At 73.3% G+C, this 24,261-nt stretch carries 24 protein-coding genes and 1 pseudogene; 13 read left to right on the top strand and 12 right to left on the bottom strand.

Annotated features, from left to right (window positions below):
• Window positions 1-67 precede the first annotated feature (67 nt).
• A complete protein-coding gene (locus BS75_RS41835; RefSeq protein ID WP_034091949.1) occupies window positions 68-1,102 on the bottom strand; it encodes a PHP domain-containing protein in 1,035 nt (344 codons plus the stop codon).
• A gap of 541 nt (window positions 1,103-1,643) precedes the next feature.
• Entirely contained in the window at window positions 1,644-2,039 is a 396-nt protein-coding gene (locus BS75_RS41825) for a hypothetical protein (protein ID WP_034091947.1), read from the bottom strand.
• A 46-nt stretch (window positions 2,040-2,085) separates the two neighbouring features.
• Between BS75_RS41825 and ku the strand changes: the two genes are divergently transcribed.
• The 7 genes and pseudogenes from ku to BS75_RS41790 all read left to right on the top strand — a co-directional run bounded on the left by ku (window position 2,086) and on the right by BS75_RS41790 (window position 9,907).
• Window positions 2,086-3,120, top strand: coding sequence for a non-homologous end joining protein Ku (gene ku, locus BS75_RS41820; protein WP_034091946.1), 1,035 nt, complete (start codon window positions 2,086-2,088; stop codon window positions 3,118-3,120).
• Window positions 3,120-4,103, top strand: a complete 984-nt coding sequence (ligD, locus tag BS75_RS41815) for a non-homologous end-joining DNA ligase (RefSeq protein WP_034091945.1) — start codon at window positions 3,120-3,122, stop codon at window positions 4,101-4,103. Before ku ends, ligD begins: the two co-directional genes overlap by 1 nt.
• 120 nt (window positions 4,104-4,223) lie before the next feature.
• On the top strand, window positions 4,224-6,566 hold the full coding sequence (locus BS75_RS41810; protein ID WP_042437898.1) for a molybdopterin cofactor-binding domain-containing protein: 2,343 nt from the start codon (window positions 4,224-4,226) through the stop codon (window positions 6,564-6,566).
• A gap of 68 nt (window positions 6,567-6,634) precedes the next feature.
• On the top strand, window positions 6,635-7,111 hold the full coding sequence (locus tag BS75_RS41805; RefSeq protein WP_034091944.1) for a (2Fe-2S)-binding protein: 477 nt from the start codon (window positions 6,635-6,637) through the stop codon (window positions 7,109-7,111).
• A gap of 28 nt (window positions 7,112-7,139) precedes the next feature.
• Window positions 7,140-8,241 (top strand): annotated as a pseudogene (locus tag BS75_RS43750) (XdhC family protein); the annotation flags it as partial.
• Window positions 8,242-8,769: 528 nt separating this feature from the next.
• Window positions 8,770-9,141, top strand: a complete 372-nt coding sequence (locus BS75_RS41795) for a transglycosylase family protein (RefSeq protein ID WP_081983128.1) — start codon at window positions 8,770-8,772, stop codon at window positions 9,139-9,141.
• A gap of 178 nt (window positions 9,142-9,319) precedes the next feature.
• A complete protein-coding gene (locus tag BS75_RS41790) occupies window positions 9,320-9,907 on the top strand; it encodes a TIGR03086 family metal-binding protein (RefSeq protein ID WP_034091943.1) in 588 nt (195 codons plus the stop codon).
• On the opposite strand, the gene BS75_RS41785 is transcribed toward BS75_RS41790, so the two are convergent.
• Both BS75_RS41785 and BS75_RS41780 read right to left on the bottom strand, forming a co-directional pair.
• Window positions 9,870-10,436, bottom strand: coding sequence for a PadR family transcriptional regulator (locus tag BS75_RS41785; RefSeq protein WP_042437903.1), 567 nt, complete (start codon window positions 10,434-10,436; stop codon window positions 9,870-9,872). The two genes, BS75_RS41790 and BS75_RS41785, sit on opposite strands and share 38 nt — an antisense overlap.
• A gap of 53 nt (window positions 10,437-10,489) precedes the next feature.
• A complete protein-coding gene (locus tag BS75_RS41780) occupies window positions 10,490-12,511 on the bottom strand; it encodes an NADPH-dependent 2,4-dienoyl-CoA reductase (protein ID WP_034091942.1) in 2,022 nt (673 codons plus the stop codon).
• A 265-nt stretch (window positions 12,512-12,776) separates the two neighbouring features.
• Between BS75_RS41780 and BS75_RS41775 the strand changes: the two genes are divergently transcribed.
• Window positions 12,777-14,825: a right-handed parallel beta-helix repeat-containing protein gene (locus tag BS75_RS41775; RefSeq protein WP_052070440.1), complete on the top strand. Its 2,049-nt coding sequence runs from the start codon at window positions 12,777-12,779 to the stop codon at window positions 14,823-14,825.
• Window positions 14,826-14,924: 99 nt separating this feature from the next.
• Here the strand turns inward: BS75_RS41775 and BS75_RS41770 are convergent, their stop codons facing one another.
• Both BS75_RS41770 and BS75_RS41765 read right to left on the bottom strand, forming a co-directional pair.
• Complete coding sequence (locus tag BS75_RS41770; RefSeq protein WP_034091941.1) at window positions 14,925-15,332, bottom strand: PPOX class F420-dependent oxidoreductase; 408 nt, start codon at window positions 15,330-15,332, stop codon at window positions 14,925-14,927.
• A gap of 104 nt (window positions 15,333-15,436) precedes the next feature.
• Window positions 15,437-15,730: a DUF6191 domain-containing protein gene (locus BS75_RS41765; protein ID WP_231608063.1), complete on the bottom strand. Its 294-nt coding sequence runs from the start codon at window positions 15,728-15,730 to the stop codon at window positions 15,437-15,439.
• A gap of 148 nt (window positions 15,731-15,878) precedes the next feature.
• Here BS75_RS41765 and BS75_RS41760 point away from each other — a divergent pair, with 148 nt between their 5' ends.
• Complete coding sequence (locus BS75_RS41760) at window positions 15,879-16,307, top strand: OsmC family protein (protein ID WP_034091939.1); 429 nt, start codon at window positions 15,879-15,881, stop codon at window positions 16,305-16,307.
• Window positions 16,308-16,352: 45 nt separating this feature from the next.
• On the opposite strand, the gene BS75_RS41755 is transcribed toward BS75_RS41760, so the two are convergent.
• The gene (locus tag BS75_RS41755; RefSeq protein ID WP_034091938.1) at window positions 16,353-16,754 is read right to left on the bottom strand and encodes a DnaJ family domain-containing protein; all 402 of its coding nucleotides are present in this window, start codon (window positions 16,752-16,754) and stop codon (window positions 16,353-16,355) included.
• A 221-nt stretch (window positions 16,755-16,975) separates the two neighbouring features.
• Here BS75_RS41755 and BS75_RS41750 point away from each other — a divergent pair, with 221 nt between their 5' ends.
• Complete coding sequence (locus tag BS75_RS41750) at window positions 16,976-17,536, top strand: GNAT family N-acetyltransferase (protein ID WP_034091937.1); 561 nt, start codon at window positions 16,976-16,978, stop codon at window positions 17,534-17,536.
• Between the two features lie 22 nt (window positions 17,537-17,558).
• Here the strand turns inward: BS75_RS41750 and BS75_RS41745 are convergent, their stop codons facing one another.
• Together BS75_RS41745 and BS75_RS41740 are read right to left on the bottom strand one after the other, a co-directional pair.
• Window positions 17,559-17,975, bottom strand: a complete 417-nt coding sequence (locus BS75_RS41745; protein ID WP_034091936.1) for a PPOX class F420-dependent oxidoreductase — start codon at window positions 17,973-17,975, stop codon at window positions 17,559-17,561.
• A gap of 79 nt (window positions 17,976-18,054) precedes the next feature.
• On the bottom strand, window positions 18,055-19,230 hold the full coding sequence (locus BS75_RS41740) for a hypothetical protein (protein WP_034091935.1): 1,176 nt from the start codon (window positions 19,228-19,230) through the stop codon (window positions 18,055-18,057).
• Window positions 19,231-19,456: 226 nt separating this feature from the next.
• Between BS75_RS41740 and BS75_RS41735 the strand changes: the two genes are divergently transcribed.
• A complete protein-coding gene (locus BS75_RS41735) occupies window positions 19,457-19,801 on the top strand; it encodes a DUF6343 family protein (RefSeq protein WP_152645835.1) in 345 nt (114 codons plus the stop codon).
• Between the two features lie 81 nt (window positions 19,802-19,882).
• On the opposite strand, the gene BS75_RS41730 is transcribed toward BS75_RS41735, so the two are convergent.
• Window positions 19,883-20,665 carry a hypothetical protein gene (locus tag BS75_RS41730; RefSeq protein WP_152645836.1) on the bottom strand — a complete coding sequence of 261 codons (783 nt, stop codon included), beginning with the start codon at window positions 20,663-20,665 and terminating at the stop codon, window positions 19,883-19,885.
• Window positions 20,666-20,871: 206 nt separating this feature from the next.
• Window positions 20,872-21,096, bottom strand: coding sequence for a hypothetical protein (locus tag BS75_RS41725; RefSeq protein ID WP_034091933.1), 225 nt, complete (start codon window positions 21,094-21,096; stop codon window positions 20,872-20,874).
• Window positions 21,097-21,226: 130 nt separating this feature from the next.
• On the opposite strand from BS75_RS41725, the gene BS75_RS41720 reads away from it, so the two are divergent.
• Window positions 21,227-21,766: an NUDIX hydrolase gene (locus BS75_RS41720; protein WP_034091932.1), complete on the top strand. Its 540-nt coding sequence runs from the start codon at window positions 21,227-21,229 to the stop codon at window positions 21,764-21,766.
• Window positions 21,767-21,836: 70 nt separating this feature from the next.
• Here BS75_RS41720 and BS75_RS41715 read toward each other — a convergent pair whose 3' ends face one another.
• The gene (locus BS75_RS41715) at window positions 21,837-22,952 is read right to left on the bottom strand and encodes an ABC transporter substrate-binding protein (protein WP_034091931.1); all 1,116 of its coding nucleotides are present in this window, start codon (window positions 22,950-22,952) and stop codon (window positions 21,837-21,839) included.
• 151 nt (window positions 22,953-23,103) lie between these two features.
• Between BS75_RS41715 and BS75_RS41710 the strand changes: the two genes are divergently transcribed.
• Window positions 23,104-24,201: a MerR family transcriptional regulator gene (locus BS75_RS41710; protein WP_034091930.1), complete on the top strand. Its 1,098-nt coding sequence runs from the start codon at window positions 23,104-23,106 to the stop codon at window positions 24,199-24,201.
• The last annotated feature ends 60 nt before the right edge of the window (window positions 24,202-24,261 follow it).

The raw sequence follows: 24,261 nt of genomic DNA, 5'->3' as shown, positions 1-24,261 counted from the left end.
CCATTCTCGGGCCGCCGCGGTCGGCGCGCGCGAGCTGCGGGCCGGGCGCCGCGGTCGGCGGACGCGGTCAGCGGGCGCGGGCGGGGATCAGGCCGGCCCGGGTCCAGTCCAGCAGTTCCCCCGCGGTCCAGGTGGTGACGATCCGCTCCGGCGGGATGCCGCACTCCTCGGCCCGGGCGCAGCCGTACTCCTGCCAGGCGAGCTCGCCCGGCGCGTGGGCGTCGGAGTCGACGGCGAACAGCACGCCGGCCTCGACGGCCCGGCGCAGCAGCCGCCGCGGCGGGTCGAGCCGGTCCGGTCGGCTGTCGATCTCGACGGCGGTGCCCGAGGCGGCGCAGGCGGCGAAGACCTCGTCCGCGTCGAAGGTGGACTCGGGACGGCTGCGGCCGCCCAGCAGCCGTCCGGTGCAGTGGCCGAGGATGTTCACCCTCGGGTCGGTGACGGCGCGGACCAGCCGCCGGGTCATCTTCGCCGGTTCGGTCCGCAGGCCGGAGTGGGCGGAGGCGACGACCAGGTCGACCCGGTCCAGCAGCTCGCCCTCCTGGTCGAGGGCGCCCTCGGCGAGGATGTCGCACTCGATGCCGCTGAGCAGCCGGAACTCGCCCGGGTCGGCGACCGCGAGCTCGGCGAGGACGTCGAGCTGCTCGCGCAGCCGCTCGGCGGAGAGGCCCCGGGCGATGGTGAGCCGCGGGGAGTGGTCGGTGAGCACCGCCCAGCTGTGGCCGAGCGCGCGGGCCGCCTCGGCCATGGTCCGGATCGGGCTGCTGCCGTCGGACCAGTCGGAGTGGAGGTGGCAGTCGCCGCGCAGGGCGGCGTGGAGCCCCTGCCCGCCCTCGGCGAGCGGGGCCAGGGCCTGCTGCTCCAGATCGGCGAGGTAGTCGGGGGTGCGGTCGGCGGCGGCCTCGGCGATCACGCGGGCGGTGGTGGTCCCGATGCCGTCCAGGTCGGTGAGCCGGCCGGAGACGGCGCGCTGCAGCAGTTCCAGCCGGGAGAGGTCGGCCACCACGGACGCGGCCCGGCGGAAGGCCGCCGCCCTGTGGGTCGAGGCCCCGCTGCGCTCCAGCAGGAAGGCGATCCGCTCCAGCGCCGCTGTCGGTTCCATGACTCATCCATCCCCCGGGGCGGCGCTCGCATATCCATATCCAACAAATGGCGCGAATATGGACAAACCAGTAGCCCGAAGGGAGGCGGCCCCGTGGACTTCGAGCAGGTCGCCGACGGGCTCTACGCGCTTCCTCCCCCACGGTTCACCGCTGCCCGCAACGAGGCGGCCGACCGTGCCCGCGCCGACGGCGACCCGGAACTGGGCGACCGGCTCCGCCGGCTGCGGCGGCCCACGGCGGGGGCCTGGCTCGGCAATCTCCTGGTCCGCGAGCAGCCGGACGAGGTCCGGGCGCTGCTGGAGCTCGGCAGCGGACTGCGCGCCGCCCAGTCCCGGCTGGCCGGGGACCGGCTGCGCGAGCTCGGCGCCCGGCGGCAGGAGGTGGTCTCCGCCCTCGTCCGCCAGGCGGGGGCGGAGGCGGTGCGGGCCGGGCAGCGGGTCGGCGCGGGTCCGCTGGAGGAGCTGGAGCGGACGCTGCACACGGTGCTGGCGGACCCGGAGGCCGCCGACGCCTTCGCCTCCGGCCGGCTGACCGCCGCGCTCACCGCCGGCCCCGGCCGGGCCTGCCCGCTCCCCCGGCCCCGGCCCCGGCGCCGCCCGCAGCGACCTCGACCTCGACGCCGACGCCGGGCTGCGCCGCGACCTGCTGGCGCGGGCGCGCCGGGCTGCGGCCGAGGCCGGACGCGAGGCCGAGGCGGCGGCCGACGCGGCCGAGCGGGCCCGCCGCGAGCTGGACCGCGTCGCCGCCCGGAGCCTGAGCGCCCGCGACCGGGTCGAGTCGGCGACCGAGCGGCTGGAGCGGGCCCGGGCCGACGAGCGGCGGGCCGTGGCCGAGGAGCGCACGGCCCGCGAGCGGGTCGGCGCCACCGACCGCGCGGCCCGGAAGGCCGACGGCCGGGCCCGGGACGCGCGGGCCCATCTGGACCACCTGGACCATCCGGGATCCGACGACCGTTCGAACGACACCTGAGGAGGCACGGACGATGGCCCGAGCGATGTGGACCGGCGCGCTGAGCGTCGGACTGGTCACGGTCCCCGTCGGTCTGTACTCGGCGACCGAGGACCATGCCGCGCACTTCCGGCAGATCCAGCGCGGCACCTCCGACCGGGTGCGGAACCGGCGCACCAATGAGCGGACCGGCGAGGAGGTGGACTTCCAGGACATCGTCAAGGGCTACGACCTCGGCGACGACCAGTACGTGGTGATCGAGCCGGGCGAGCTGGACGAGATCGCCCCCGGGCGCTCCCGTGTGATCGAGGTCTCGGCCTTCGTCGACCTCGCCGAGGTGGACCCGATCTACTTCCAGTCCTGCTACTACCTGGCGCCCCGGGGCAAGGAGTTCACCCCCGTCTACGGGCTGCTGCTGGAGGCGCTGGAGGACAGCGGACGGGCGGCGATCGCGACCTTCGTGATGCGCGGCAAGCAGTACCTGACCGCCGTCCGGCCCGCCGGACGGGTGCTGGAGCTGCACACCCTCCACTACGCGGACGAGATCCGCGACCCGGTCGAGGACCTGCCCTCGCTGCCCGAGCGCAGTGCGTCCGACCCCGGCCAGCTCAGGGCCGCCCGGCAGCTGATCGACGCGCTGACCACCGAGTGGCGCCCCGAGGCCTACCACGACGCCTACCGCGACCGGGTGGAGGAGCTGATCGACTCCAAGCGGGCCGGCAAGCAGATCGTCACCGCCGCCTCGGCCCCGGACGCGACCAATGTGATCGACCTGATGGAGGCGCTGCGCCGGAGCCTGGACCGCGCGGGCACCGCTCCGGCGACGGACGGCGCGGACGGCGGGCACGGCGGGCACGGCGCCGAGGCTCCACGGCGGCGGACGGCGGCGAAGGCGGACCGGACGGCGGCGGCGCGCGCCCCGCAGCCGGACCTCAGTGCGCTGAGCAAGGCCGAACTGTACGCGCGGGCGAGCGAGCTGGACCTGCCGGGCCGCTCCCGGATGAGCCGGGAGGAACTGGTCGAGGCCCTCGGCCGGGTCGCCCACCCCCGCCGGAAGGCGGTCGCGTGATGCCCGGGCGCCCCGGCTCCGCAGCGCCGACCCCGGTCGAACTACCGGTGCTGGAACCGATGCTGGCCTCGCCCGGGACCATGCCGAGCGACCCGGACGAGTGGCTGTTCGAGGTCAAGTGGGACGGGATGCGACTGCTGTCCTCCCACGACGGCGCCGGCGGCCTGCGGCTGCTGTCCCGGAACGGGAACAGCGCGACCGAGCGCTTCCCCGAGCTCGGCGAGCTGGCCCGGCTGCTGCCGGGCCGCGACCTGATCCTCGACGGCGAGGCCATCGCCCCGGACGACCAGGGCCGCCCCTCCTTCGGCCGGCTCCAGCAGCGGATGACGCTGCGCGGGGCCCCGGCGATCCGGCGCGCGACCTACACCGTCCCGGTCAGCCTGATGGTCTTCGACCTGCTGTGGCTGGACGGCGCGTCCCTGGTCGACCTGCCCTACGCCGAACGGCGCGCGCTGCTGGAGGAGCTCGACCTCGGCGGCGCCCATGTCCACGTCCCGCCGGCCTGGCCCGGGTCGATGGCGGCCGAGGCGGCGCGGTGGACCCGGGAGCGCGGCATGGAGGGGCTGGTGGCCAAGCGGCTGGGGTCGCGCTACCGCCCCGGCGTGCGCTCGCCGGAGTGGGTGAAGATCAAGTACGCCCGGGCGCTGGACGTCGTCGTCGGCGGCTGGGTACCCGGCGGCCCGCGCGGCACGGCGGTGAAGTCCCTGCTGGTGGGCGTGGTGGACCCGAGCGGGCTGCGCTACGTCGGCGCGGTGGGCACCGGCTTCGCGGAGGCCGAGCGCCGGGCGCTGGCCGGGCTGCTGCGCGGTCTTGAGTGCGGCGTGTCACCGTTCAGCGGTCCGCCGGTCGGACTGGACCGGGGCGAACCGGTCCGCTTCGTCCGCCCCGACCTCCAGGCCGAGGTCGGCTATGCCGAGTTCACCGACCGGGGACTGCTGCGCCAGCCGGTCTGGCGCGGCCTGCGCGGCGACATCGGCCCGTGACGCGTGTCCCGAGGCCGTGCCCCGGAACCGTGTTCCGAGGCCGGGGTTCGGCCCCAAGGCCCCTGGTGCAGTAGTTTACTGACTCGTCAGTATGTCGATCAGTCCCTCGGGGGTCGGTGGATGGAAACCCAGAACCTGCAGCAGCAGTCAGGAGTCCTGCCGCAGCAGGCGTCGCCGGGGATCGGGCGACGACGGTTTCTCGGCTACGTCCTGGCCGCCTCGACGCTGACGGTGGCCGCGCAGCTGGGCGAGGGGGCGGCCGCGCCGCGTGCCGACGCCGCCGTGCCCGGGGTGCCGGAGCCGGCCGACCTCTACGACCTCAACGACATGCTGACCGATGCCGCGCTGCCGACGTCGAACCTGATCACGATCACGCTGAACCCGGACGGGACCGCGTCCTTCGCCCTGCCCCGCGCCGAGGTCGGCCAGGGGGTGACCACCTCCACCGCGATGCTGATCGCGGAGGAGCTGGACCTGCCGCTGGACAAGGTGCAGGTCACCCTCGCCGACGCCCGTCCCGAGCTGCTCTTCAACCAGTTCACCGGCGCCTCCAACACGACCATCTCCAGCTACGTCCCGATCCGCGTCGCCGCCGCGACCGCCAGGCAGCGGCTGCTGGAGGCGGCGGCGACGGAGCTGGGTGTGGCGCTCTCCGCGCTCTCCGTCCTGCAGGGCGTGATCACGGCCCCGGACGGCCGCTCCCTCAGCTATGCCGAACTCGCGGTGGCGGCCGGCAGCCTGACCGACCTCCAGGTGTCGGTCACGCTCAAGGCCGCCTCGGCCTTCACGGTCGTCGGCACGCCGCAGAACCGCGTCGACGCCCTGGACGCCGTCACCGGCCGCAAGCAGTACGCCATGGACGTCCAGGTGCCGGACGCGATGCCGGCGATGATCTGCCGGCCGCCGACGATCAACGGCACCGTGGTGTCGGTGCAGAACCAGGCCGCCGTCCAGGCGATGCCGGGGATCACCGATGTCGCCGTGGTCTCCACCGGGGTCGCCGTGCGCGGGCGCACCTTCGGTCAGTGCATCGACGCCGTGCAGGCGCTGCAGGTCACCTGGGGACCGGGCAGCGAGGACTCGGCGACCGACGCCAGCGTCCTGGCCGAGCTGCGCGCGGCGGAGAACCCGCTGGTCACCCCGCCGCTGCCGCTGCTGACCGAGGCCGTCGACGCCCGCTTCACCTTCCACTTCGCCAGCAACAGCCCGCTGGAGACCAACTGCGCCGTCGCCGACGTCCGTTCGGGGAGCGCGGAGATCTGGACCTCGGCCAAGTCGCCGATCGACGCGCAGGAGCAGCTCGCCGTGCAGCTGGGCCTACCGGTGAACGCGGTGACCGTGCACGTCACCGAGGGCGGCGGCTCCTTCGGCCGGAAGCTGTTCTTCGACGCCGCGCTGGAGGCGGCGGAGGTCTCGCAGGCGATGGCGAAGCCGGTGCGGCTGATGTGGCACCGCACCGACGACTTCCGCCAGGGCCGGGTGCACCCGATGTCCATCTCCCGGGTGCGGGCCACCTACGCGCTCGGCCAGGTGCTCACCATGGACCAGCGGCACACCTCGGTGGCCACCGAGTTCGGGCACGGCCTCGGCGAGATCATCACCGCCTCGGTGGCCAAGCTGCCGGTCGGCGGGCTCGCCTTCTCCGAGACCATCTTCAGCCTCACCCAGCAGACGCCCTACAACTTCGGCGTCACCACCCAGCTGCTGACCGAGGTGGACAACGGCTTCCACACCGGCAGCATGCGCGGCATCTACTCGCCCAACGTGCGTTGCGCGCAGGAGCTGATCGTGGACCAGCTGGCCGCGGCGATGGGCCAGGACCCCTACCGGTTCCGGCAGGGGTTCCTGAAGGACCCGCGGGCGGTGGCCGTCCTCGACGCGGTCGCCCAGGCGGGCGACTGGGGGCGGACGATGGCCCCCGGCACCGCGCAGGGCATCGCGATCCACCCCGAGTACCACGGCTTCGTCGCCGTCCTCGCCGAGATCGACTGCACCCGGGCCACGGTGGACCGGTCCGTCCCCGACGCGGTCACCGGGCCCCGGGTCACCAAGGTCGTCTGCGCCGTCGACGTCGGCCTGGCGGTCAACCCCACGGGCCTGGAGGCGCAGATGATGGGCGGCATCATGGACGGCATCGCCCTGGCCCTGACCTCCAGCCTCCACCTGGCGGGCGGGTACTTCCAGGAGGGCAGCTGGGACGACTACTTCTACACCCGCCAGTGGAACACCCCGCCCGAGCTGGACATCATCGTGATGCCCCCGACCACCGGAACGCCGGGCGGGGCGGGGGAGCTGGCGGTCGCCGGCGCCATGGCCGCGGTGGCCTGCGCCTACGGCCGGGCCACCGGCAGCATGCCGACCACGTTCCCGGTCAACCACGGCGCGCCGCTCGCCTTCACCCCGCTGCCGACCGTCCCGCCGATCCCGCAGTCGCCCACCGACGGCCTCAGCCGCGCGTACTGACTCCGTACCCCGCAGGCCCGGAGCACCCCGCAGACCCAGAGCACCCAGTCGAACAGGAGCAGACTTCCTTGCCTCAGCAAACCTTCGTCCTCAACGGGCAGCCGGTCACCGTGGACGTCGAGGACGACGTCCGGCTGCTCTGGGTCCTGCGCGACATCCTCGGCGTCACCGGGCCCAAGTACGGCTGCGGTCTCGGGGTCTGCCAGGCCTGCACCAGCCACATCAACGGCAAGGCGTTCAACCCGTGCTGCACCCCGGTGGGCGATCTCCAGCCCACCGACCAGGTCACCACCATCGAGGGCCTGCCCGCCACCGTCGGCAAGGACCTGCACCCGATGCAGGAGGCGTGGCTGGAGATGGACGTCCCGCAGTGCGGCTACTGCCAGCCCGGCCAGATCATGGCCGCCGTCGCCAAGGTTCTGCAGGCACGGGCCGCCGGACAGCAGCTGGGCGACGCGGACTTCGACCAGATCCGCAACGTCTGCCGCTGCGGCACCTACCACCGCATCCGCGAGGCCATCCTCTCCGCGCAGACCCAGTTCTGAGCGGCCGACCCGGGAAGAGCGAGACGACGTGCTGGAGCTGGCGGAACACCTGGTCGCCTGGCGCGAGCAGGGACGGGACTTCGCCGTGGCGACGGTGGTCGCGGTGAGCGGCAGCGCCCCCCGGCAACCGGGCGCGGCGATGGCCGTCGACGCCGGCGGAGAGGCGATCGGGAGCGTCTCCGGGGGCTGTGTCGAAGCCGCCGTCTACGAGCTCTGCCGGGAGGCGCTGGCGACCGGCCGGTGCACCCTGCGCCGCTTCGGCTTCTCGGACGAGGACGCCTACGCGGAGGGGCTCTCCTGCGGCGGCACCGTCGAGGTCTTCGTCCAGCCCTTCCCGGCCGGGGCGGCCCGCGCACCCGGGCGACCGGCCGTCGGCACGGTCCCCGGGGGCACGGCCGCGGGGCTGGCCCGGGTGGTGGCCGGGGCCGAGGAGCTGGTGGGCGGCACCCTCGTCGCCGGCGAACCGGACGCGGCCTCGGGCCTCCCGGCGGAACTGGCCGACCGGATCCGGGACGCGGTCCGCGACCGCTGGCTGGCGGGGCACACCGGAACCGTCCGCGTCGACCCCTGCGACCCGGGCCTGACCGTGTTCGTGGAGTCCCGCCTGCCGCCGCCGCGGCTGCTGGTGTTCGGTGCGGTCGACTTCGCTGCCGCCCTGGCCTCGATCGGCCGGTTCCTCGGCTATCACGTCACCGTCTGCGACGCCCGCCCGGTGTTCAGCACCCGGGCCCGCTTCCCCGACGCGGACGAGGTGGTCGTGGACTGGCCGCACCGCTATCTGGAGTCCCAGCAGCTGGATGCCCGCGCGGAGGTCTGCGTGCTGACCCACGACGCCAAGTTCGACGTGCCCCTGCTGCTGCGCGCACTGCGGCTGCCCCTCGCCTACGTGGGTGCGATGGGATCCAGGCGGACGCATCTCCAGCGGCTGGAGCTGCTGCGCGAGGCCGGTGCCACGCCGGCCGAGCTGGCCGGGCTGCACTCGCCCATCGGGCTCGACCTCGGCGCCAGGACCCCGGAGGAGACGGCCCTGTCGATTGCCGCCGAGATCGTCGCGCACGGGCAGGGCCGCAGCGGCGAGCCGCTGAGTCGCGGCTCCGGCCCGGTGCACCCACGATTCCGGCAGCCGGCCCCGCCCCACTTCGTTGCGGGCGGCTGAGTTTCCGGGGCGGGTGGTCCAGGTCACCATCGAGGGCTCGACGGGGAGATCAACTGTGACCGCAGGTCGGTCGGCGGTCACCGGCTGTCGACAGTGTGGGGCAGCTCACCCGACTCATATGGTGACCCAGGTCACTGATTAGGGCGGATTCGGCGGGTTTATCCGATAAATCATCGGAAATCGGGCCATTTCCTCGATCAATACCAGAGGTAACCCCACGCTGACCTGGGATCTTCTGTGAGCGCTTGGGGGACCGCCCGGGGCTGCCCTAGGTTCGAGGAAGTGCGACGAGCACAACCCGGGTTCACCCGCCCCGCACGTTCCTCCCGCTTCCGGGAGAACGCGCTCCACCGCCGCCCGGCGGACACGACGGGAACCGGGACGGAACGGCCGGCCGCGCCCCGCGTGCCCCGTCCGCCCTCAGGAAGCCAGAACAGCAGGACGACACGTCATTCGGCGTGCCCTGCGTCCTGCTGCCCCGGGTACTTGACGAAGGGTTTCTATGATTTTCCGCCGCATCACCGCCGCTGCCCGCACCAACCGCCTGCGCACCGCCGCCGCTGCCGGAGCGGTCATCACGCTCCCCCTGGTCGGCCTGCTGGGCGCCTCTTCCGCGTCGGCCGCCACTCCCACCACCTGGGACAAGGTCGCGCAGTGCGAGAGCACCGGCAACTGGGCGATCAACTCGGGCAACGGCTTCTCCGGTGGCCTGCAGTTCACGCCGTCCACCTGGGCCGCCTTCGGTGGCACCGCCTACGCCCCGGCCGCCTACCAGGCCACCCAGGCCCAGCAGATCACCGTGGCCGAGGCCGTCCTGGCCGCGCAGGGCCCCGGCGCCTGGCCGGTCTGCGGCCCCGCCGCCGGCCTGAGCTGACCCCGCTCTGCCGTAGGACTCGCGGTGCCCCCCGTCGGATCCCCGACGGGGGGCACCGCCATGCCGCCGCACCGCCGGAGGCACTTGCGCGAACTGACGGTGCGACAGGACCTCCGGAGCTAGGCTGAGCAATCAAGCACGAACGTCCGTGCACTTGACTCTGAGCTAGGTGGCTGCCGTGACCGACTACCGCCCCTGGGACCGCCGGACCCTGGACATCACCAAGAGCATCGTCGACCAGGTCGAGGCCAAGCACCTCGACCTGCCGACCCCCTGCGCCGCCTGGACGCTGCGGCAGCTGCTGAGCCACATGATCGGCCAGAACCACGGCTTCGCCGCCGCCGCGGACGGCGAGCGCGAGGACCGGACGGTCTGGGCGGACCGGGAGTTCGGCGACGATCCGGCCGGGGTCTTCCGCGCCTCCGCCGACCGGGTCACCACGGCCTTCGCCCGCGAGGGCGTGCTCGACGGCGGGTTCTGGCTGCCGGAGGTGCGCCCGGAACCGATCCCGGCCGGGATCGCCGTCAGCTTCCACTTCGTCGACTACGTCGTCCACGGCTGGGACGTCGCGGCGGCGCTGGGCGTGGCCACGCCGTTCCCGGACGACCTGCTGCGCGCCGTGCTGCCGATCGCCGAGGCCGTGCCGGACGCGGCGAACCGGCTGCAGCCGGGAGCCTCCTTCGCCCCGGGGCTGCCCTGGGGCGGCGAAGGGCTGCTGGACCGGGTGCTCAGCCTGCTCGGCCGCTCCCCCGCCTGGCAGGCGTAGCGGCCGCACCCTCGGTGCCGAGGGCCTCGGTGAGCCAGTCGATCCAGAACTCCTCCATCCGGATGCCGCCCTGCAGCACCAGGTGCTGGAGACGGTTCTCCCCGGCCGCCCGCTCGGGCGGGAAGTCCCGCTGCTCGATCTCCAGGTACTCGGCCAACTGCTGCCGGTGCAGCCCGAGGTGACGCCGCAACTCCTGGTCCAGTCCGTCCAGGCCCAGGGCCGCCGCCGCGCGCAGCCGCAGCAGCAGCGGGTCCCGGACCGGCCGGGGGTCCTGCTCCCGGGCGACCCACTCGGCCAGTTCGGCCCGGCCGGCCGGGAGCACCTGGTACTCCTTGCGCTGCCCGCGCGAGGGCGGCTGCGGGACCGCGCTGATCAGGCCGTCCTGCTCCAGCTTGCCGAGCTCCCGGTAGATCTGCTGGTGCGAGGCCGACCAGAAGTAGCCGATCGCGCGGTCGAAGCGGCGGGTGACCTCCAGTCCGGAGGAGGGCTTCTCCAGCAGGGCGGTGAGGATGGCGTGCGGCAGCGACATGGAGTGATCCTAGGACGGGCCGGCGCCCGGGCCCTCGGGCGCCGGCCGGCGGGTCACAGCTGCGCCGCGAGCCTGGTGCCCTGGTCGATGGCGCGCTTGGCGTCGAGCTCGGCGGCGACGTCCGCGCCGCCGATCAGGTGCGGCGTCAGCCCCTTGGCCAGCAGGGCGTCGTAGAGGCCGCGCTCGGGCTCCTGTCCGGTGCACAGCACCACCGTGTCGGCGGCGATCAGCTGCGGCTCGCCGTCGACGGTGACGTGCAGGCCCTCGTCGTCGATCCGCTCGTAGCTCGCGCCGGCGGTCATGGCGACGCCCCGGTGCTTGAGCTCGGTGCGGTGGATCCAGCCGGTGGTGCGGCCGAGCCCGGCGCCGACCTTGCTGGTCCGGCGCTGGAGCAGGTGCACCTGCCGGGGCGAGGGGCTGCGGACCGGGCTGGTCAGGCCGCCGGGGGTGGTGTGCTCGGCGTCCACGCCCCACTGGGCCAGGAAGACCGCCGGGTCCAGGCTCGCGGCCTCGCCCGGGTCGGTCAGGTACTCGGCGACGTCGAAGCCGATCCCGCCGGCGCCGACCACCGCCACCCGCTCGCCCACCTCGGCCTTGCCGCGCAGCACGTCCAGGTAGCCGAGCACGGACGGGTGGTCGGTGCCGGGGATCTCCGGGGTGCGCGGGCGGACACCGGTCGCGATCACGATCTCGTCGTAGCCGGCCCCGGCCAGCAGGTCGGCGTCGACCGCGGTCGACAGCCGGACGTCGACCTGCTCGGCGGCCAGCTCGTGCCGGAAGTAGCGCAGGGTCTCGCCGAACTCCTCCTTGCCGGGCACCTGGCGGGCGACGTTGAGCTGCCCGCCGATCTCCTCGGCGGCGTCGTAGAGGGTGACCGCGTGGCCGCGCCGGGCGGCGGTCAGCGCGCAGGCCAGGCCGGCCGGTCCGGCGCCGACCACGGCCACCCGGCGGCGCAGCCGGGTGGGCGCCAGCACCAGCTCGGTCTCGTGGCAGGCCTGCGGATTGACCAGGCAGGAGGTGATCCGGCCGCTGAAGGTGTGGTCCAGGCAGGCCTGGTTGCAGCCGATGCAGGTGTTGATGGCCTGCGGCCGCTCCTGCTCGGCCTTGGCGACGAACTCCGGGTCGGCCAGCAGCGGCCGGGCCAGCGAGACCAGGTCGGCGCAGCCGTCGGCGAGCAGCTGCTCCGCCAGTTCCGGGGTGTTGATCCGGTTGCTGGTCACCAGCGGCACCGTGACCGAGCCCATCAGCTTCCTGGTGACCCAGGTGTAGGCACCGCGCGGGACGCAGGTGGCGATGGTGGGGATCCGGGCCTCGTGCCAGCCGATGCCGGTGTTGATGATGGTCGCGCCGGCCGCCTCCACCGCACGGGCGAGGGCGACCACCTCCGCCAGCGTCGAGCCGCCGGGGATCAGGTCGAGCATGGAGAGCCGGTAGATCAGGATGAAGTCGCTGCCGACCCGCTCGCGGACCCGGCGGACGATCTCGACCGGGAAGCGCATCCGGTTCTCGTAGCTGCCGCCCCAGCGGTCCTCGCGCCGGTTGGTCGGCGCGGCGATGAACTCGTTGATCAGGTAGCCCTCGGAGCCCATGATCTCGACGCCGTCGTAGCCGGCCTGCTGGGCGAGGGCCGCGCAGCGGACGAAGTCCTCGATGGTCCGCTCGACCTCGTCCTCGGTGAGGGCGCGCGGGGTGAGCGGGTTGATCGGGGCCTTGATGGCGCTGGGGGCGACCAGGTCGCGGTGGCCGGCGTAGCGGCCGAAGTGCAGGATCTGCATGGCGATCCGGCCGCCCTCGCGGTGGACGGCGTCGGTGACGATCCGGTGCTCGGCGGCCTGGGCCTCGGTGGTGAGCGCGGCGCCGCCCTCGGCCGGCCGTCCCTCGGCATTGGGCGCGATGCCGCCGGTGACGATGAGGCCGACACCGCCCCGGGCCCGGGCGGCGTAGAAGGCCGCCATCCGCTCGAAGCCGTGCTCGGCCTCCTCCAGACCGACGTGCATCGACCCCATCAGCACCCGGTTGGGCAGGGTGGTGAAGCCCAGGTCCAGCGGGCGCAGCAGATGGGGGTAGGCACTCATGCGGTCACTCCTCGGGCGATGTGGTTACTCAACAGTAGGGCCGCCGGGGCCGCTTGTGCAACAAGTTGCACAAGGTCGATGAGTGATCCGATGAATCACCGTAAAGGTGAATGCCAAAGCAGAGGCTTTGCCCTAATCATCCTTTAAGCGCGAGTAGTTGACCGGAGATTCCTGATCAAATCGTTGACACCACTGGACAGGGGTCCTATGTTTCGCGAAATGCGGCGCGCCGACCGGGGCGCCGAACCACCGTCAGGAGGACCAGGTGCCGCGCACCTCTCTGCTCCACCCGACCCGGCCGGGGTCGCCCGGCTCCCGCCGCCGCTTAGGTCTGCTGCGCTCGCTGCCGGCCTGCGTCGGCCTGGCACTGGCGCTGATCGGCTGGGCCGTCGCCGCGGCCCCGGCCGCCCGCGCCGCCGCCGCGCCGGTCAACTTCTACGTCTCCCCCACCGGTAGCGACAGCAACGCCGGCACCAGTGCGAGCGCCCCGTTCCAGACGCTGGCGCGCGCGCAGACCGCCGTGCGCGCGGTGGACCAGGCCACCTCCGGCGAGATCACGGTCAACCTGGCCGGCGGCGACTACCGGCTGAGCCAACCGCTCACCCTCACCGCCGCCGACTCCTCGACCGGCACCGCCGGCGACATCTGGTGGAAGGCCGAGGCCGGCGCCCAGCCGGTCGTCAGCGGCGGCGTCCAGGTGACCGGTTGGACCCTGGCGAACGCCGCCTCCGGCATCTGGTCGGCCCCCGCGCCGGCCGGGCTGACCGACACCCGGCAGCTGTACGTCAACGGCGTCCGGGCGCAGCGGGCGACCGGGGCGCTGCCGATCACGGTGACCCAGACCGCGACCGGCTACACCACCGCCGCCGGGGACCCGATGGCCTCCTGGCCGAACCAGAGCCACATCGAGTTCGTCTACAAGGGCGGCCTCGGCGCCTGGACCGAGCCGCGCTGCCCGGTGGCCTCGATCACCTCGACGACCATCACCATGGCGCAGCCCTGCTGGGCCAACTCGACCGAGCGGGTGCTGCGCACCGACGGCTCGGGCCGGACCGTCGAGCTGGTGGGACGGCAGTCCATCACCGAGGCCCCGACCTCGGTGGAGAACGCCTACCCGCTGCTGACCACGCCCGGCCAGTGGTATCTGAACACCGCCACCCACACGGTCTACTACCTCCCGCTGTCCGGCCAGAACCTGGCCACCGCCGACGTCGAGGCGCCGGTGCTGCAGACACTGCTGACCTCGGACGGCAACCCCTCGGCGGAGGTCCACGGGATCATCTTCCAGGGGATCCAGTTCTCCTACGCCGGATACACCGTCCCGGACACCACGACCGGCTTCTCCGAGATCCAGGCGACCTACACGATCAGCGGAACCGGCGGCTACGCCACCCAGGGGCTGTGCACCTTCGTCTCCGGCGGGACCTGCCCCTACGGCAACTGGACCAAGATGCCGGGGAACATCGACCTGACCTACGACCACAACATCCACTTCGACCACGACTACTTCGTCCACCTGGGCGCGGCCGGGCTGGACCTCGGCGACGGCTCGCAGGGGGACACGGTCACCGCCTGCGTCTTCACCGACATCTCCGGCAACGGCCTGGACGTCGGCGGCGTGGACCTGAACGAGCCCACGACGGTGCAGGCGACGACCGGGACCGTGGTCAAGGACAGCCACTTCTACAACACCTCGGTCGAGTACCAGGGCGGGGTGGCCATCGACGTCGGCTACGTGCAGGACTCGACCTTCCTGAACAACCAGATCAACAACGTCCCCTACACCGGGATCTCGGTGGGCTGGGGCGGCTGGCCGGACAAGGTCAAGCTGCCGGCGGAGCCCAACTCCTCGCAGGGCAACGCCTTCACCGACAACCTGATCTACGACCACATGTCGGTGCTCGCCGACGGCGGCGCGATCTACACCAACGGGATCACCGGCTCCACCCTCGCCAACGGCGAGCACATCACCGGCAACCTGATCCACGACCAGATCAGCCCGACCGGCCACGGCATCTACACGGACAACGGGTCGAGCTACATCACCATCACCGGCAACGCCGAGTACGACATCGCCGCCGACGTGTGGGGCAGCAAGCACACCAACTACACGCTCAACAACGGCACCGACGATCCGCTGCAGATCGAGGACAACTACTGGACCAACGGTCCGGCCGCCTACAACGCGGACTCGGTGCTGATCGCGAACAACACCAACATCACCGCGGCCGACCAGATCCCGGCGTCGATCGTCGCCGCCGCCGGCGTCCAGAGCCCGTACACCTCGATCCTGAGCTGGACGCCCGCCGAGTAGCCGGAACGCGAGCAGGAGGCCCGGCCCCGGGGTGCACCGCCCCGGGGCCGGAGCCGTGGTCGGACTGCGGTCGGACTGTGGCCGGAGCCGTGGCCGGGGTCAGAGCCGGCCGACGACCTTGCGCGGCGTGACCCGGACCACGACGCGCGGCGCGTCGTCCCGGGCGGCGGGGTTGAACTCGCCGTAGGGCTTGCCGGTGTACTTCCGCGACAGCTGGTCGATCAGCTCCTGGCCGCCCTCGGTGCTGAGGGTGGCGGTGCCGCGCACCTCGGCGTAGGTGTAGGGGGCGTCCGCCGGATTGACCATCACGGTGATCCGCGGGTCGCGCCGCAGGTTCTGCTCCTTGCGGCGGCCGACGGTGGTGGAGATCAGCAGGTCGTCCCCGTCGCGCCCGATCCACACCACGCTCAGCTGCGGGCTGCCGTCGGGCTGAACGGTGGCGACGGTCGCGAAGACCCTGGTCCCGTCCAGCAGCTTCTTCAGATCGTCCGAGAGCGTGTGCGACATGTCCGGCTTCCCTCATCTCCATCGGCGGGCGGTGGCGCCACTGTAGGGAGCGCGGCCGTCCAGGGCGTCGGCGAACTGCCGGACACGGGAGGGAAACCAGCCGGTCAGCCCCCTGCGGGGGCTGCGGCGGCGGCTGCGGCGTCCGGGTCCGCGTCCGGGCCGGCCGGGGGCTGGGGCTGGGGCTGGACGCGTATCACCACCGCGCCGCGCTCCAGATCGATCGGGCCGCGGTGGGGTTCGCCCTCGCCGTCCTGCTCGCGGGTCAGCGCCAGCCGGTTTCTCTCCTCGTCCCGGTGGCGGGCACCGGGTACGAAGAGTTCTTCGAACGCTCCAAAGGCCATGCTCTGCGAACGGCCGTGGCCGGTGGACGGTTCCCCGGACGGCGAACTGGTGTCCACCGGACGACACGCAGCCGTACGGGTGCCGAGAGGCGTCGCGTCGGACCGCGCGACCTCCTAGGCTGAGGGACCGTAGTCGGCCCTGCGCCCAAGGGCCGCCGTTCCGCGTGTCCCTGTTCCGATCCGTCCCTACAGGAAGCAGCCCGCCATGGCCACCACCCGCACCGCCACGACGCACTGGGAAGGCACTCTGCTGGAGGGCAAGGGCTCCGTCGTCCTCGACTCCTCCAAGGTCGGCACCTTCGACGTGAACTGGCCCTCGCGCGCCGAGCAGCCGAACGGCCGGACCAGCCCCGAGGAGCTGATCGCCGCCGCCCACTCCTCCTGCTACTCGATGGCCTTCTCGCACGGCCTGGCCGGCCAGGGCCACACCGTCGAGAGCCTCGACACCCGGGCGGACGTCACCTTCCAGCCCGGCGAGGGCATCACCGGCATCGTCCTCACCGTGAAGGCCCGGGTGCCCGGCCTCTCCGAGGAGGACTTCCAGGCGGCCGCCCTGGACGCGAAGAAGAACTGCCCGGTGAGCCAGGCCCTGGCCGGGGTCAAGAACATCACCCTCCACGCCGAGCTGGTCTGACCCGGCCGACTGCCGGTCGTGTCCGGCGGGCGGGGCGGGCCGCGCTCAGCGGTCCTGCCCCGCCCGCCAGTCGCGGACGGCCCGGTCCACGTCGAAGGGCGCCAGCCGGAGCGGCGGGCCCTCGGCGGGACGGCGCAGGCACTCCCGGATCTTCTCGTTGAGGTCCTCCAGCAACTGCCGGACCTCCCGCTCCGACCTGGCCTTCGCCACCGCCGCGAGGGTGTCCTCGGCCTCCTTGCGCAGCGCCAGCGTGGGCGGCAGGTAGGACAGTTGCTCGCGCTGCAGCTTCTCCTTGACCCACCACAGGTCGTCGTAGGGGGCGTCGAGGCCGGGGAGCGGTTTTCCGAAGCCGGGCAGGCTCTCGAACTCGCCGCGCGCCTCGGCATCGCGGAACTGCTTGTCGGCCCAGGTCTCGAAGCTGACACCGGCCGGCTTGCGCTCGGTCATGGACGGACCTCCCTGAGGAAACGGCGGTGCAGACGCCAAGTCGCCGCTCTGCGCAGTTGATTTTAACATTCCTTGACCTTCTGCAGAAGGTCGCCCTGTCCGGCGTCCCGGCGTCGGCGGACCCGCCGAAAAGCAGTGGCGCACGCGGGCCCGCACCCGCAGGATGTTGCCCTGCGCGGATTTCCCGATCATGGAACCGCGGGACGGACGAGGAGCGGTTGATGTTGCGAGGGACCAAGGTCGGGCTGCGGGCGCGTTTCGAGGAGGACGTCCCCGTCCTGCACGAGGAGCTCTACAACGACATCCCGACCAGATCGCGGACGGACTCCAGGCCCTGGCGCCCGGTCGCCCCGGGCGCGCCGGACTCGCCGTTCACCGTCTCCGGGCCCGACGAACGGTTCGTCCCCTTCTCCGTGGTGATGCTGGACAGCGGCGAACTGGCCGGCTCGGCGCTGCTCTGGGGCATCGACAACCACAACCGCACGGCCCACCTCGGCATGGCCCTCCGGCCGTCCTTCCGTGGCAAGGGCCTGGGCGCCGACCTGGTGCGGGTGCTGTGCGAGTACGGCTTCAGCGTGCGCGGGATGAACCGGCTCCAGCTGGAGACCCTGTCCGACAACGAGGGGATGAGGGGGGCGGCCGCGAGCGCCGGCTTCACCCACGAGGGCACGCTGCGCGGCGCCGCCTGGGTCTGCGGCTCGTTCCTCGACGAGGTGGTCTACGGCCTGCTGGTGACGGACTGGGCGAAGGCGCGGGAGACCGGGCCCGGCGCGACCGCCTGACCGCCCCCGCTCCGGTGACCGCCTACGCTCGGGCCGTCGGCTCCGCCAGCGTGATCCGCAGCCCGACCGTCCCGTCGCGGCCCCGGCGCAGCCGGCTGCCGAGGATGGTGAACCGGCCCATCAACCCGTACTTGCGGCAGATGAGTTCGCGGTAGCGCTCGGCCTCCTCGGGCGCGACCACCACCGCGAGGCCGGGGACGTCCTCGCCCCGGCGGTTGCCGCGCACGTCGCAGGGGGCAAGCAGGACGTCGCCCCGGTTGCGGATCCGCTTGACCTTGCCCGAGTCGGCCACCGTCCAGACGCCGAGGGCGTCGCCGTCGCGGACCACCCAGACCGGGGTGGGAACCGTCCGGCCGTCCTTGCGGAAGGTCGTGACCAGCAGGTACTTGCCGGCCCCGAGGGAGTCCAGGTCGGCCGGGGCGTTGTCGACGGTTGTCATGCCGTCACCCTACGCGCTGCGCAAGCCGATCCGGCGCACGCCCGGGCGGAGCGGGCGCCGGATGTCGGCTGCCGGGCCGTCAGTCGGCCGGCCAGGCAACCGTCGTCTCCTGCTCCGCCGCGTAGTCGACTCCCGGCACCCGCCATCCGTACATCTGGCCGACCTGGGCCAGGAACCAGTCGGTGTCCGCCTCTTCCGCCACCGTCGCCGCCGTGACCCGCTCCCACACCTCGCGGACGCGCGCCTGGACGTCGGGCTCCAGCTCCCATTCGTCGAGCCGCACCCGGCCGGCGGCGTCCTGCTCCAGCAGTGCCACGCCGGTCAGTTGCTCCCACATCCGGGTCATCTGCAACGTCGTCGACTCGAACTGCTCCCCCGCGACCCGGTGCAGGATGCTGGTGTAGAGGGCGATGCTGGGGATCGCCGTCGACGCCTGCGTCACCGCCGCGCCGGCCACCACCGTGAACGCCCGCCCCCGGCCCGCCAGATGCTCGTCCAGTACCCGTGCCGTCCGCTCCAGGTGCTGCTTCGCCGCGCCGATCGTCCCGGCCCGGTAGATCGGGGCCGTCAGCTCCGAGCCCACGTAGGTCAGCGCGGCGGTGGTGAAACCGTCCGCCAGCAGCCCGGCCCCGTCGAGGGCGTCGACCCACAGCCGCCAGTCGGCACCGCCCATCACCTGGACGGTCGCGTGCCGCTCGGCCTCGTCCGCCGGATCGAGCGTCGACGAGCCGACCACCGGCACCTCGTCCTCGAAGACCAGGGTCTTCGCGGTGTAGGGCTCGCCCAGCGGCTTGATCACCGACCGGTGCAGCAGGCCCGTCGCCGGATCCGTGCGGCGCGGTGCGGCGACGCTGTAGACGAGGTAGTCGACCGGCCCGAAGCGCTCCGCGAGCAGCTTCACCACGTCGGCCTTGGCCCCCGGGCCGAAGGCGTCCGCGTTCAGGAACACCCAGTCGTCGACCAGCTCGGCCGTCCGGGCGGTGCGGTACCAGCCGGCCGATGCCGTCCGCCGCTCCGTCTCCGGGGCCTCGAAGCTCACGCCGATTCCACGTGCGCCGAGCCGCGCCGCCGCGAGGGTGGCGGCCAGCCCGTATCCGGCGCTGGAGCCGACGACGAGCACGACCGGCCGCCTGCCGTCCTCCGTCCGGTCGTGGATCTGCTCCCACATCCGGTCGACGCTCGCCGCAGCCCCGCCGGGATGCGCGTTGACCATGAGGAAGCCGCGTCCGCCGGGCGTCAGGTGTCGCAGGCTCATCGAGGGACCTTTCAGGGCTGTGGATCGGGGCTGGGACCGCGTTCCCATCATCGGCCCGGGCCCGGGCGGCGGCGGTGGTGGACACCGCCAGAAGGGCCCGCGCGATCTTGTCGGCGTCGGCCATCCCGGTCACGGCCGGGAAGCGGCGGATGCCAGGGGTCGGCCGGGCCTGCCCGGGTAAGGGTGAGGTTGAGGGGCCGCGTCCAGCCGGAAGGGAGACGGGGCCATGTCGCACCAGGACAGCCATGGGCACCACGTCCGCCAGCAGTGGGAGGTGCGCGCTGCGGACCGGCGGACCCGGGCCGCGGCCCGTCGCTGGCGCCACGACGGCTCCGAGCCGCGTTGGGCCCGCAGCGACCTGCGGGCGCGACGGCTGCTGGCGGGCGTCTACGCGCCGCTGATGATCCTCGGCGCGGTCGCCTTCGGCCTGCTCGCGGCGAAGGGGCCGGAGCAGGACCGACCGGTCAACATCGGGGTGGCCGTCGTCTGCGCGGTGTGCGCGGTGGTCGCCGTGGTGGACCTGCTGGTGATCCGCCACCGGATGGCGGAACAGCGCCGCTGGGGCCGCTGACCCGGCTCGGAACCGCCGACGGCCGACCGCGCTGTCACCGCGGTCGGCCGTCGTTCCGCTGCCTGCGCGGACCTGCGCGGACTACGCCAGACCGACCCAGCTCTGCGCGGAGTTCACGGCGCCGCTGTCGGCGTTGCCGCCGAAGGCGAAGCGCCAGCTGCCGGCCGCGCCGTCCTTGACCTTGGCGCTCAGCGCGCCGGTGCTGCTGGACTTGGCCCAGCCGGCCGTGGTCCAGGTGCTGCTACCGCTCCTGCGGAACTCCAGCCGGACCCACTGCTGGCCGTAGCCCTGGTAGGACTGGGCGGGCCAGTTGACCCGGCTGAGCCGACCGGTGACGTTCAGCTCGGCGCCCTTGCGCACCTTGGTCGCGGAGACCTTGGCGCTGAGTGCGTCGGCACGCTGCCAGTAGAAGGTGCCGGCCGCCGCGTCGAAGGTGGTGGCGCCGTCCTTGGCCACCACCAGCACGGCGAAGGCCCAGGCCCCGGCCAGGTTGTTGCCCAGCTGTGCGGTGGGGACCTTCATGCTCTGCACCCGGCCTGCCGTCTGCGAGGTCGCGGAGCCGGACCGCGCGCTGAGCAGGTCGGCGCTGCCGTCGGCCTTGATGTCGGCGACGGTGGGGACCGCGTGGGCCTCCTCGGCGAGCGCCACCGGGTAGGGGACGGCGTAGATCGCCTTGATCCCGGAGGCGTCCGTGGCGGTGACCGTCACCCCGAAGGTGGCGGTGGCGCTCCTGAGGCCGAGGACCGAGGAGACGGAGGACACCTTGGCGATCACCGGCTTCGCGGTCGCGGCGAAGGCCGTGGACGGAACCGCGACCGCTCCGAGGGCCATGGCGCCGGTTATCACCGACGCCGCTGTACGCATGCGCATATTGCTCCTGTCACCAGGCCCCGCGCTACTTGGCGGGGTCCTGTGTGATCTTTATAGAGCACTCACAACTGCCTCCCGGCGGCAGCCGCCGGGTTGCCGTCCGCAGCTACCGCCCCATACCCTCCCCCGCTCTCCCATACCGCCCGTGTGGGCCGCCGGCGCCGGTCCGCGCGGTGCCCGCAGCCCCGGGCGGGCCCCGGCTACAGGCCGTCGTGCTTGATCACGATCTCCCGCGCGCGGGGGGTGTAGCGCATCCGGTCGCGGTCGATCTCGAACCCGGCCACCAGGGCGTCCACGTCCACGGACGTCTCCACCGGCACCGGCTCCCGCACCAGGTCCTGAAACGCGTTCAGGACGAGTACGTAGACCCGGTTGTCCGGGCCGGCCTTCACCTCGACGAAGAGGGGCACGTCTGCGATCTCCATACGGATCAGGATCCGGCGGAGCCGCCGACTCGGCATCCCGGGCGCCGCCGGCAGAGGCGGCCGTGCGGGACCTGGTCCCGCCGGTGGCAGGATGGCACCTTGCGACCATTGCGAACTCCAGGGGAATCAGTTGAGCGAGTGGACCGTGCACGGCAGCCGCACCATCTACACCAGCCCGTGGGTCGAGCTCGACCTCGTGGACGTCGAGCCGCCCGGGCTCGCCCGCTACGAACACCACCTGGTCAAGTGGGCCCCGGTGGCCTCCGTCGTGCTCCTCGACGACCGCGACGAGGTGCTGCTCATGTGGCGGCACCGGTTCACCACCCGGACCTGGAACTGGGAGATCCCGGCCGGCATCGTCGAGCCCGGCGAGGAGGTCGCGGAGGCCGCAGCGCGTGAGGTCCTGGAGGAGACCGGCTACCGGATCGACCCCGCCCGGCTGGAGCCGCTGGCCTACAACCAGCCCGTGGGCGGCATGTCCAACGCCGAGCACCATGTCTTCCTCGCCCGCGACGGGGTCAAGGTCGCCGAACCGACCGACACCCACGAGGCGGACCGCATCGAGTGGCTGCCCCTGGCCGACGTCCAGGACCTGATCGACCGTCGGCTCATCGTCGCCGGAGTCGCCGTCACCGGGCTCCTCCAGCTCCTAGCCCGGCGCCCCGGCTAGGCGGGCCCGCCCTGCCGGCGGCGCCTACCCGCCGTGCGTGGAGCCGTCGTCGATGGCGCCCAGCGCCCGCTCAGCCGACGTGCAGCACCCGGAAGCGGTCGGGTGCCGCCGGGTCCCGGTCGACGACCTGGACCGGCGCCCAGGCCCACTGCCAGACGCTGATGCCCGGCGTGCGGGAGAAGCGGATCCGCCCACGGGTGCCCTCGACGTCGACGCGCGGCCAGGACTCGGCCGTCCGTCCCAGCTCCGGGCCCTGGGAGCGCAGCATCGCGGCCAGGACGGCCACCGTGTCGTAACCCTCGAAGGCGACGAAGGAGGGCGCTCCGCCCAGCCGCTCGCGGAGCGCCGCCTCGACCCGGGTGCCGAGCGGGCCGAGGCGCTCGGGCAGGTAGCGCAGGAACGGGACCCCGGCGCCGTCGTCGCCCAGCAGCGCCGCCCACTCGGCGAACTCCGGCTGCCCGGCCGGAGCCCCGAGCATGACCCCGGCCAGGCGCCGGTCGCGGCGGACGGCGGTGACGATCGACACCGCCGGCTCCGGGTGGCCGACCAGCAGCAGCAGCGCCGTCGCGCGGCTGTCGACCAGTGCCTCGCACAGGGCCGCGGGGGTGAGCGCGTCCGCGTCGAGTTCCACGACGGCGCCGCCGTGCCCGGCGAGGCGGTCCCGCAGGATGCCGGTCCCGGATGCCCAGTAGACACTCGACGCGGCTGCCACGGCGATCCGACGGTGGCCCGCGCCGAGGAGGAAGTCGGCGTAGACCTGCCAGCCGTGGGACTGCGCCGGGGCCAGCCGCGCGACCCGGTCCGTCGGCTGTTCGGTGAGCGCGTCGAGAACCGCCGACGAGCAGAGGAACGGCAGGCCGAGGGCGTCGGCCCGGGCGGCGGCGGTGCGGGCGACGACGCTGTGGTACTCCCCCGCCAGGGCGGCCACGCCCAGGCGGGCCAGTTCCTCCACCGCCGCCCCGGCCCGCTGCGGATCGGCCGCGGTGTCCCGGACCACCAGCTCAAGTGCTCCGCCGCCGATCCCGCCGGCGGCGTTGACCTCGCGAACGGCCAGTTCGAGCCCGGCGAGCAGGTGTCGGCCCGCCTCGACCCAGCCGGGCCGGCTCAGCGGCAGCAGCGCGCCGATCCGGACGGACGATCCCTCGGCCCGCTCCTCCGCTCCAGGTGGCATTGGCGACGTACTCATGCGTTGACATCCCCCGTGTGACGATCCGATTGCCGGTCGCCCCGATCGTAGACGGAGTTCGCCACGCCCCACCGAAGCCGCCGGGAGCGGGGCGCTTGACCCTCACGTGGCGTCAGGTTGGATAGTCGGTCGCGTGAAAGAGCACTGGACCGTGGGACGCGTGGCCGAACTGGGCGGAGTGAGCGTCCGCACGCTGCACCACTACGACGAGATCGGGCTCGTGCGGCCGTCGGCGCGGACCCCGGCCGGGTACCGGGCCTATTCGGCGGCCGACGTGGAGCGGCTGCGGGAGGTACTCGCCTACCGCCGACTGGGGTTCGGGCTGCGGGAGGTCGCGGAGCTGGTCGGCGAGGGCTCCACCGACGCGGCCGCGCACCTGCACCGGCTGCGCGGCCTGCTGCTGGAACGGCGCGACCGCGCCGACGCCATGATCTCCGCCATCGACAGGGAACTCGACGCACGAGCGAAGGGAGAGACCGTGACACCGGAGGAGCAGCTGGGGATGCTCGGCGCCCGACTCTACGACGCGATCGGCGGCGCCTACCCGGCGACACGGCGCACCGAGCCGAGGATCGCCGCGCAGATCTGGGACGCGCTCGGGGACGCCCGGACGGTGCTGAACGTCGGCGCCGGCACCGGCTCCTACGAGCCCCTCGACCGCGAGGTGACCGCGGTCGAGCCCTCGGCGGTCATGCGGGCGCAGCGACCCGCCGGCGCGGCGCCGTGCCTGGCCGCCGGCGCGGAGAGCCTGCCGTTCGCGGACGGTTCCTTCGACGCCGCGATGGCCGTCTCCACCGTCCACCACTGGCAGGATCCGATCGCCGGGCTGCGCGAGCTGCGGCGGGTGGCCCGGCGTGTGGTGGTGCTCACCTTCGACACCGACGAGCCCGGCTGGCCGGACCGGTTCTGGCTGACCCGCGACTACCTTCCCGAGTTCACCGGCGTCCTGGCGGACTTTCCCTCGCTGGCCGGGATGGCCGGGGCGATCGGCGCCCGCGCGGAGTCGGTTCCCGTTCCGTGGGACTGCACCGACGGCCTGTTCGAGGCGTACTGGCGCCGACCGGGCGCGTATCTGCAGGAGCACGTGCGCCGGGCGATGTCGGTGTGGACCAGGGTCGGGCCGGAGGTCGAGCAGCGCGCGGTGCGCAGCCTCGGCGAGGACCTGGCCTCCGGCCGGTGGGCCGAGCGCAACCGCGACCTCGCCGAGCTCGACACGGCGGATCTCGGCCTTCGGCTGCTCGTGGCCTGAGCCGGTATGCCCACCGCGACGGCGGGTACGGCCCCTCCCGTACGGAGGCGCCGCGGAGGC

The sequence above is a fragment of the Streptacidiphilus albus JL83 genome, assembly GCF_000744705.1.
Classification (GTDB): Bacteria; Actinomycetota; Actinomycetes; order Streptomycetales; family Streptomycetaceae; genus Streptacidiphilus; species Streptacidiphilus albus.
This window is presented reverse-complemented; position numbering and strand designations above follow the sequence as displayed.

Coding starts and splice junctions, on each gene's coding strand:
- BS75_RS41835 (WP_034091949.1), bottom strand. CDS start 1,102: ATGGAACCGACAGCGGCGCTGGAGCGGATCGCCTTCCTGCTGGAGCGC.
- BS75_RS41825 (WP_034091947.1), bottom strand. CDS start 2,039: ATGGTCCAGGTGGTCCAGATGGGCCCGCGCGTCCCGGGCCCGGCCGTC.
- ku (WP_034091946.1), top strand. CDS start 2,086: ATGGCCCGAGCGATGTGGACCGGCGCGCTGAGCGTCGGACTGGTCACG.
- ligD (WP_034091945.1), top strand. CDS start 3,120: ATGCCCGGGCGCCCCGGCTCCGCAGCGCCGACCCCGGTCGAACTACCG.
- BS75_RS41810 (WP_042437898.1), top strand. CDS start 4,224: ATGGAAACCCAGAACCTGCAGCAGCAGTCAGGAGTCCTGCCGCAGCAG.
- BS75_RS41795 (WP_081983128.1), top strand. CDS start 8,770: ATGATTTTCCGCCGCATCACCGCCGCTGCCCGCACCAACCGCCTGCGC.
- BS75_RS41785 (WP_042437903.1), bottom strand. CDS start 10,436: ATGTCGCTGCCGCACGCCATCCTCACCGCCCTGCTGGAGAAGCCCTCC.
- BS75_RS41780 (WP_034091942.1), bottom strand. CDS start 12,511: ATGAGTGCCTACCCCCATCTGCTGCGCCCGCTGGACCTGGGCTTCACC.
- BS75_RS41770 (WP_034091941.1), bottom strand. CDS start 15,332: ATGTCGCACACGCTCTCGGACGATCTGAAGAAGCTGCTGGACGGGACC.
- BS75_RS41760 (WP_034091939.1), top strand. CDS start 15,879: ATGGCCACCACCCGCACCGCCACGACGCACTGGGAAGGCACTCTGCTG.
- BS75_RS41755 (WP_034091938.1), bottom strand. CDS start 16,754: ATGACCGAGCGCAAGCCGGCCGGTGTCAGCTTCGAGACCTGGGCCGAC.
- BS75_RS41750 (WP_034091937.1), top strand. CDS start 16,976: ATGTTGCGAGGGACCAAGGTCGGGCTGCGGGCGCGTTTCGAGGAGGAC.
- BS75_RS41745 (WP_034091936.1), bottom strand. CDS start 17,975: ATGACAACCGTCGACAACGCCCCGGCCGACCTGGACTCCCTCGGGGCC.
- BS75_RS41740 (WP_034091935.1), bottom strand. CDS start 19,230: ATGAGCCTGCGACACCTGACGCCCGGCGGACGCGGCTTCCTCATGGTC.
- BS75_RS41735 (WP_152645835.1), top strand. CDS start 19,457: ATGTCGCACCAGGACAGCCATGGGCACCACGTCCGCCAGCAGTGGGAG.
- BS75_RS41730 (WP_152645836.1), bottom strand. CDS start 20,665: ATGCGTACAGCGGCGTCGGTGATAACCGGCGCCATGGCCCTCGGAGCG.
- BS75_RS41725 (WP_034091933.1), bottom strand. CDS start 21,096: ATGGAGATCGCAGACGTGCCCCTCTTCGTCGAGGTGAAGGCCGGCCCG.
- BS75_RS41715 (WP_034091931.1), bottom strand. CDS start 22,952: ATGAGTACGTCGCCAATGCCACCTGGAGCGGAGGAGCGGGCCGAGGGA.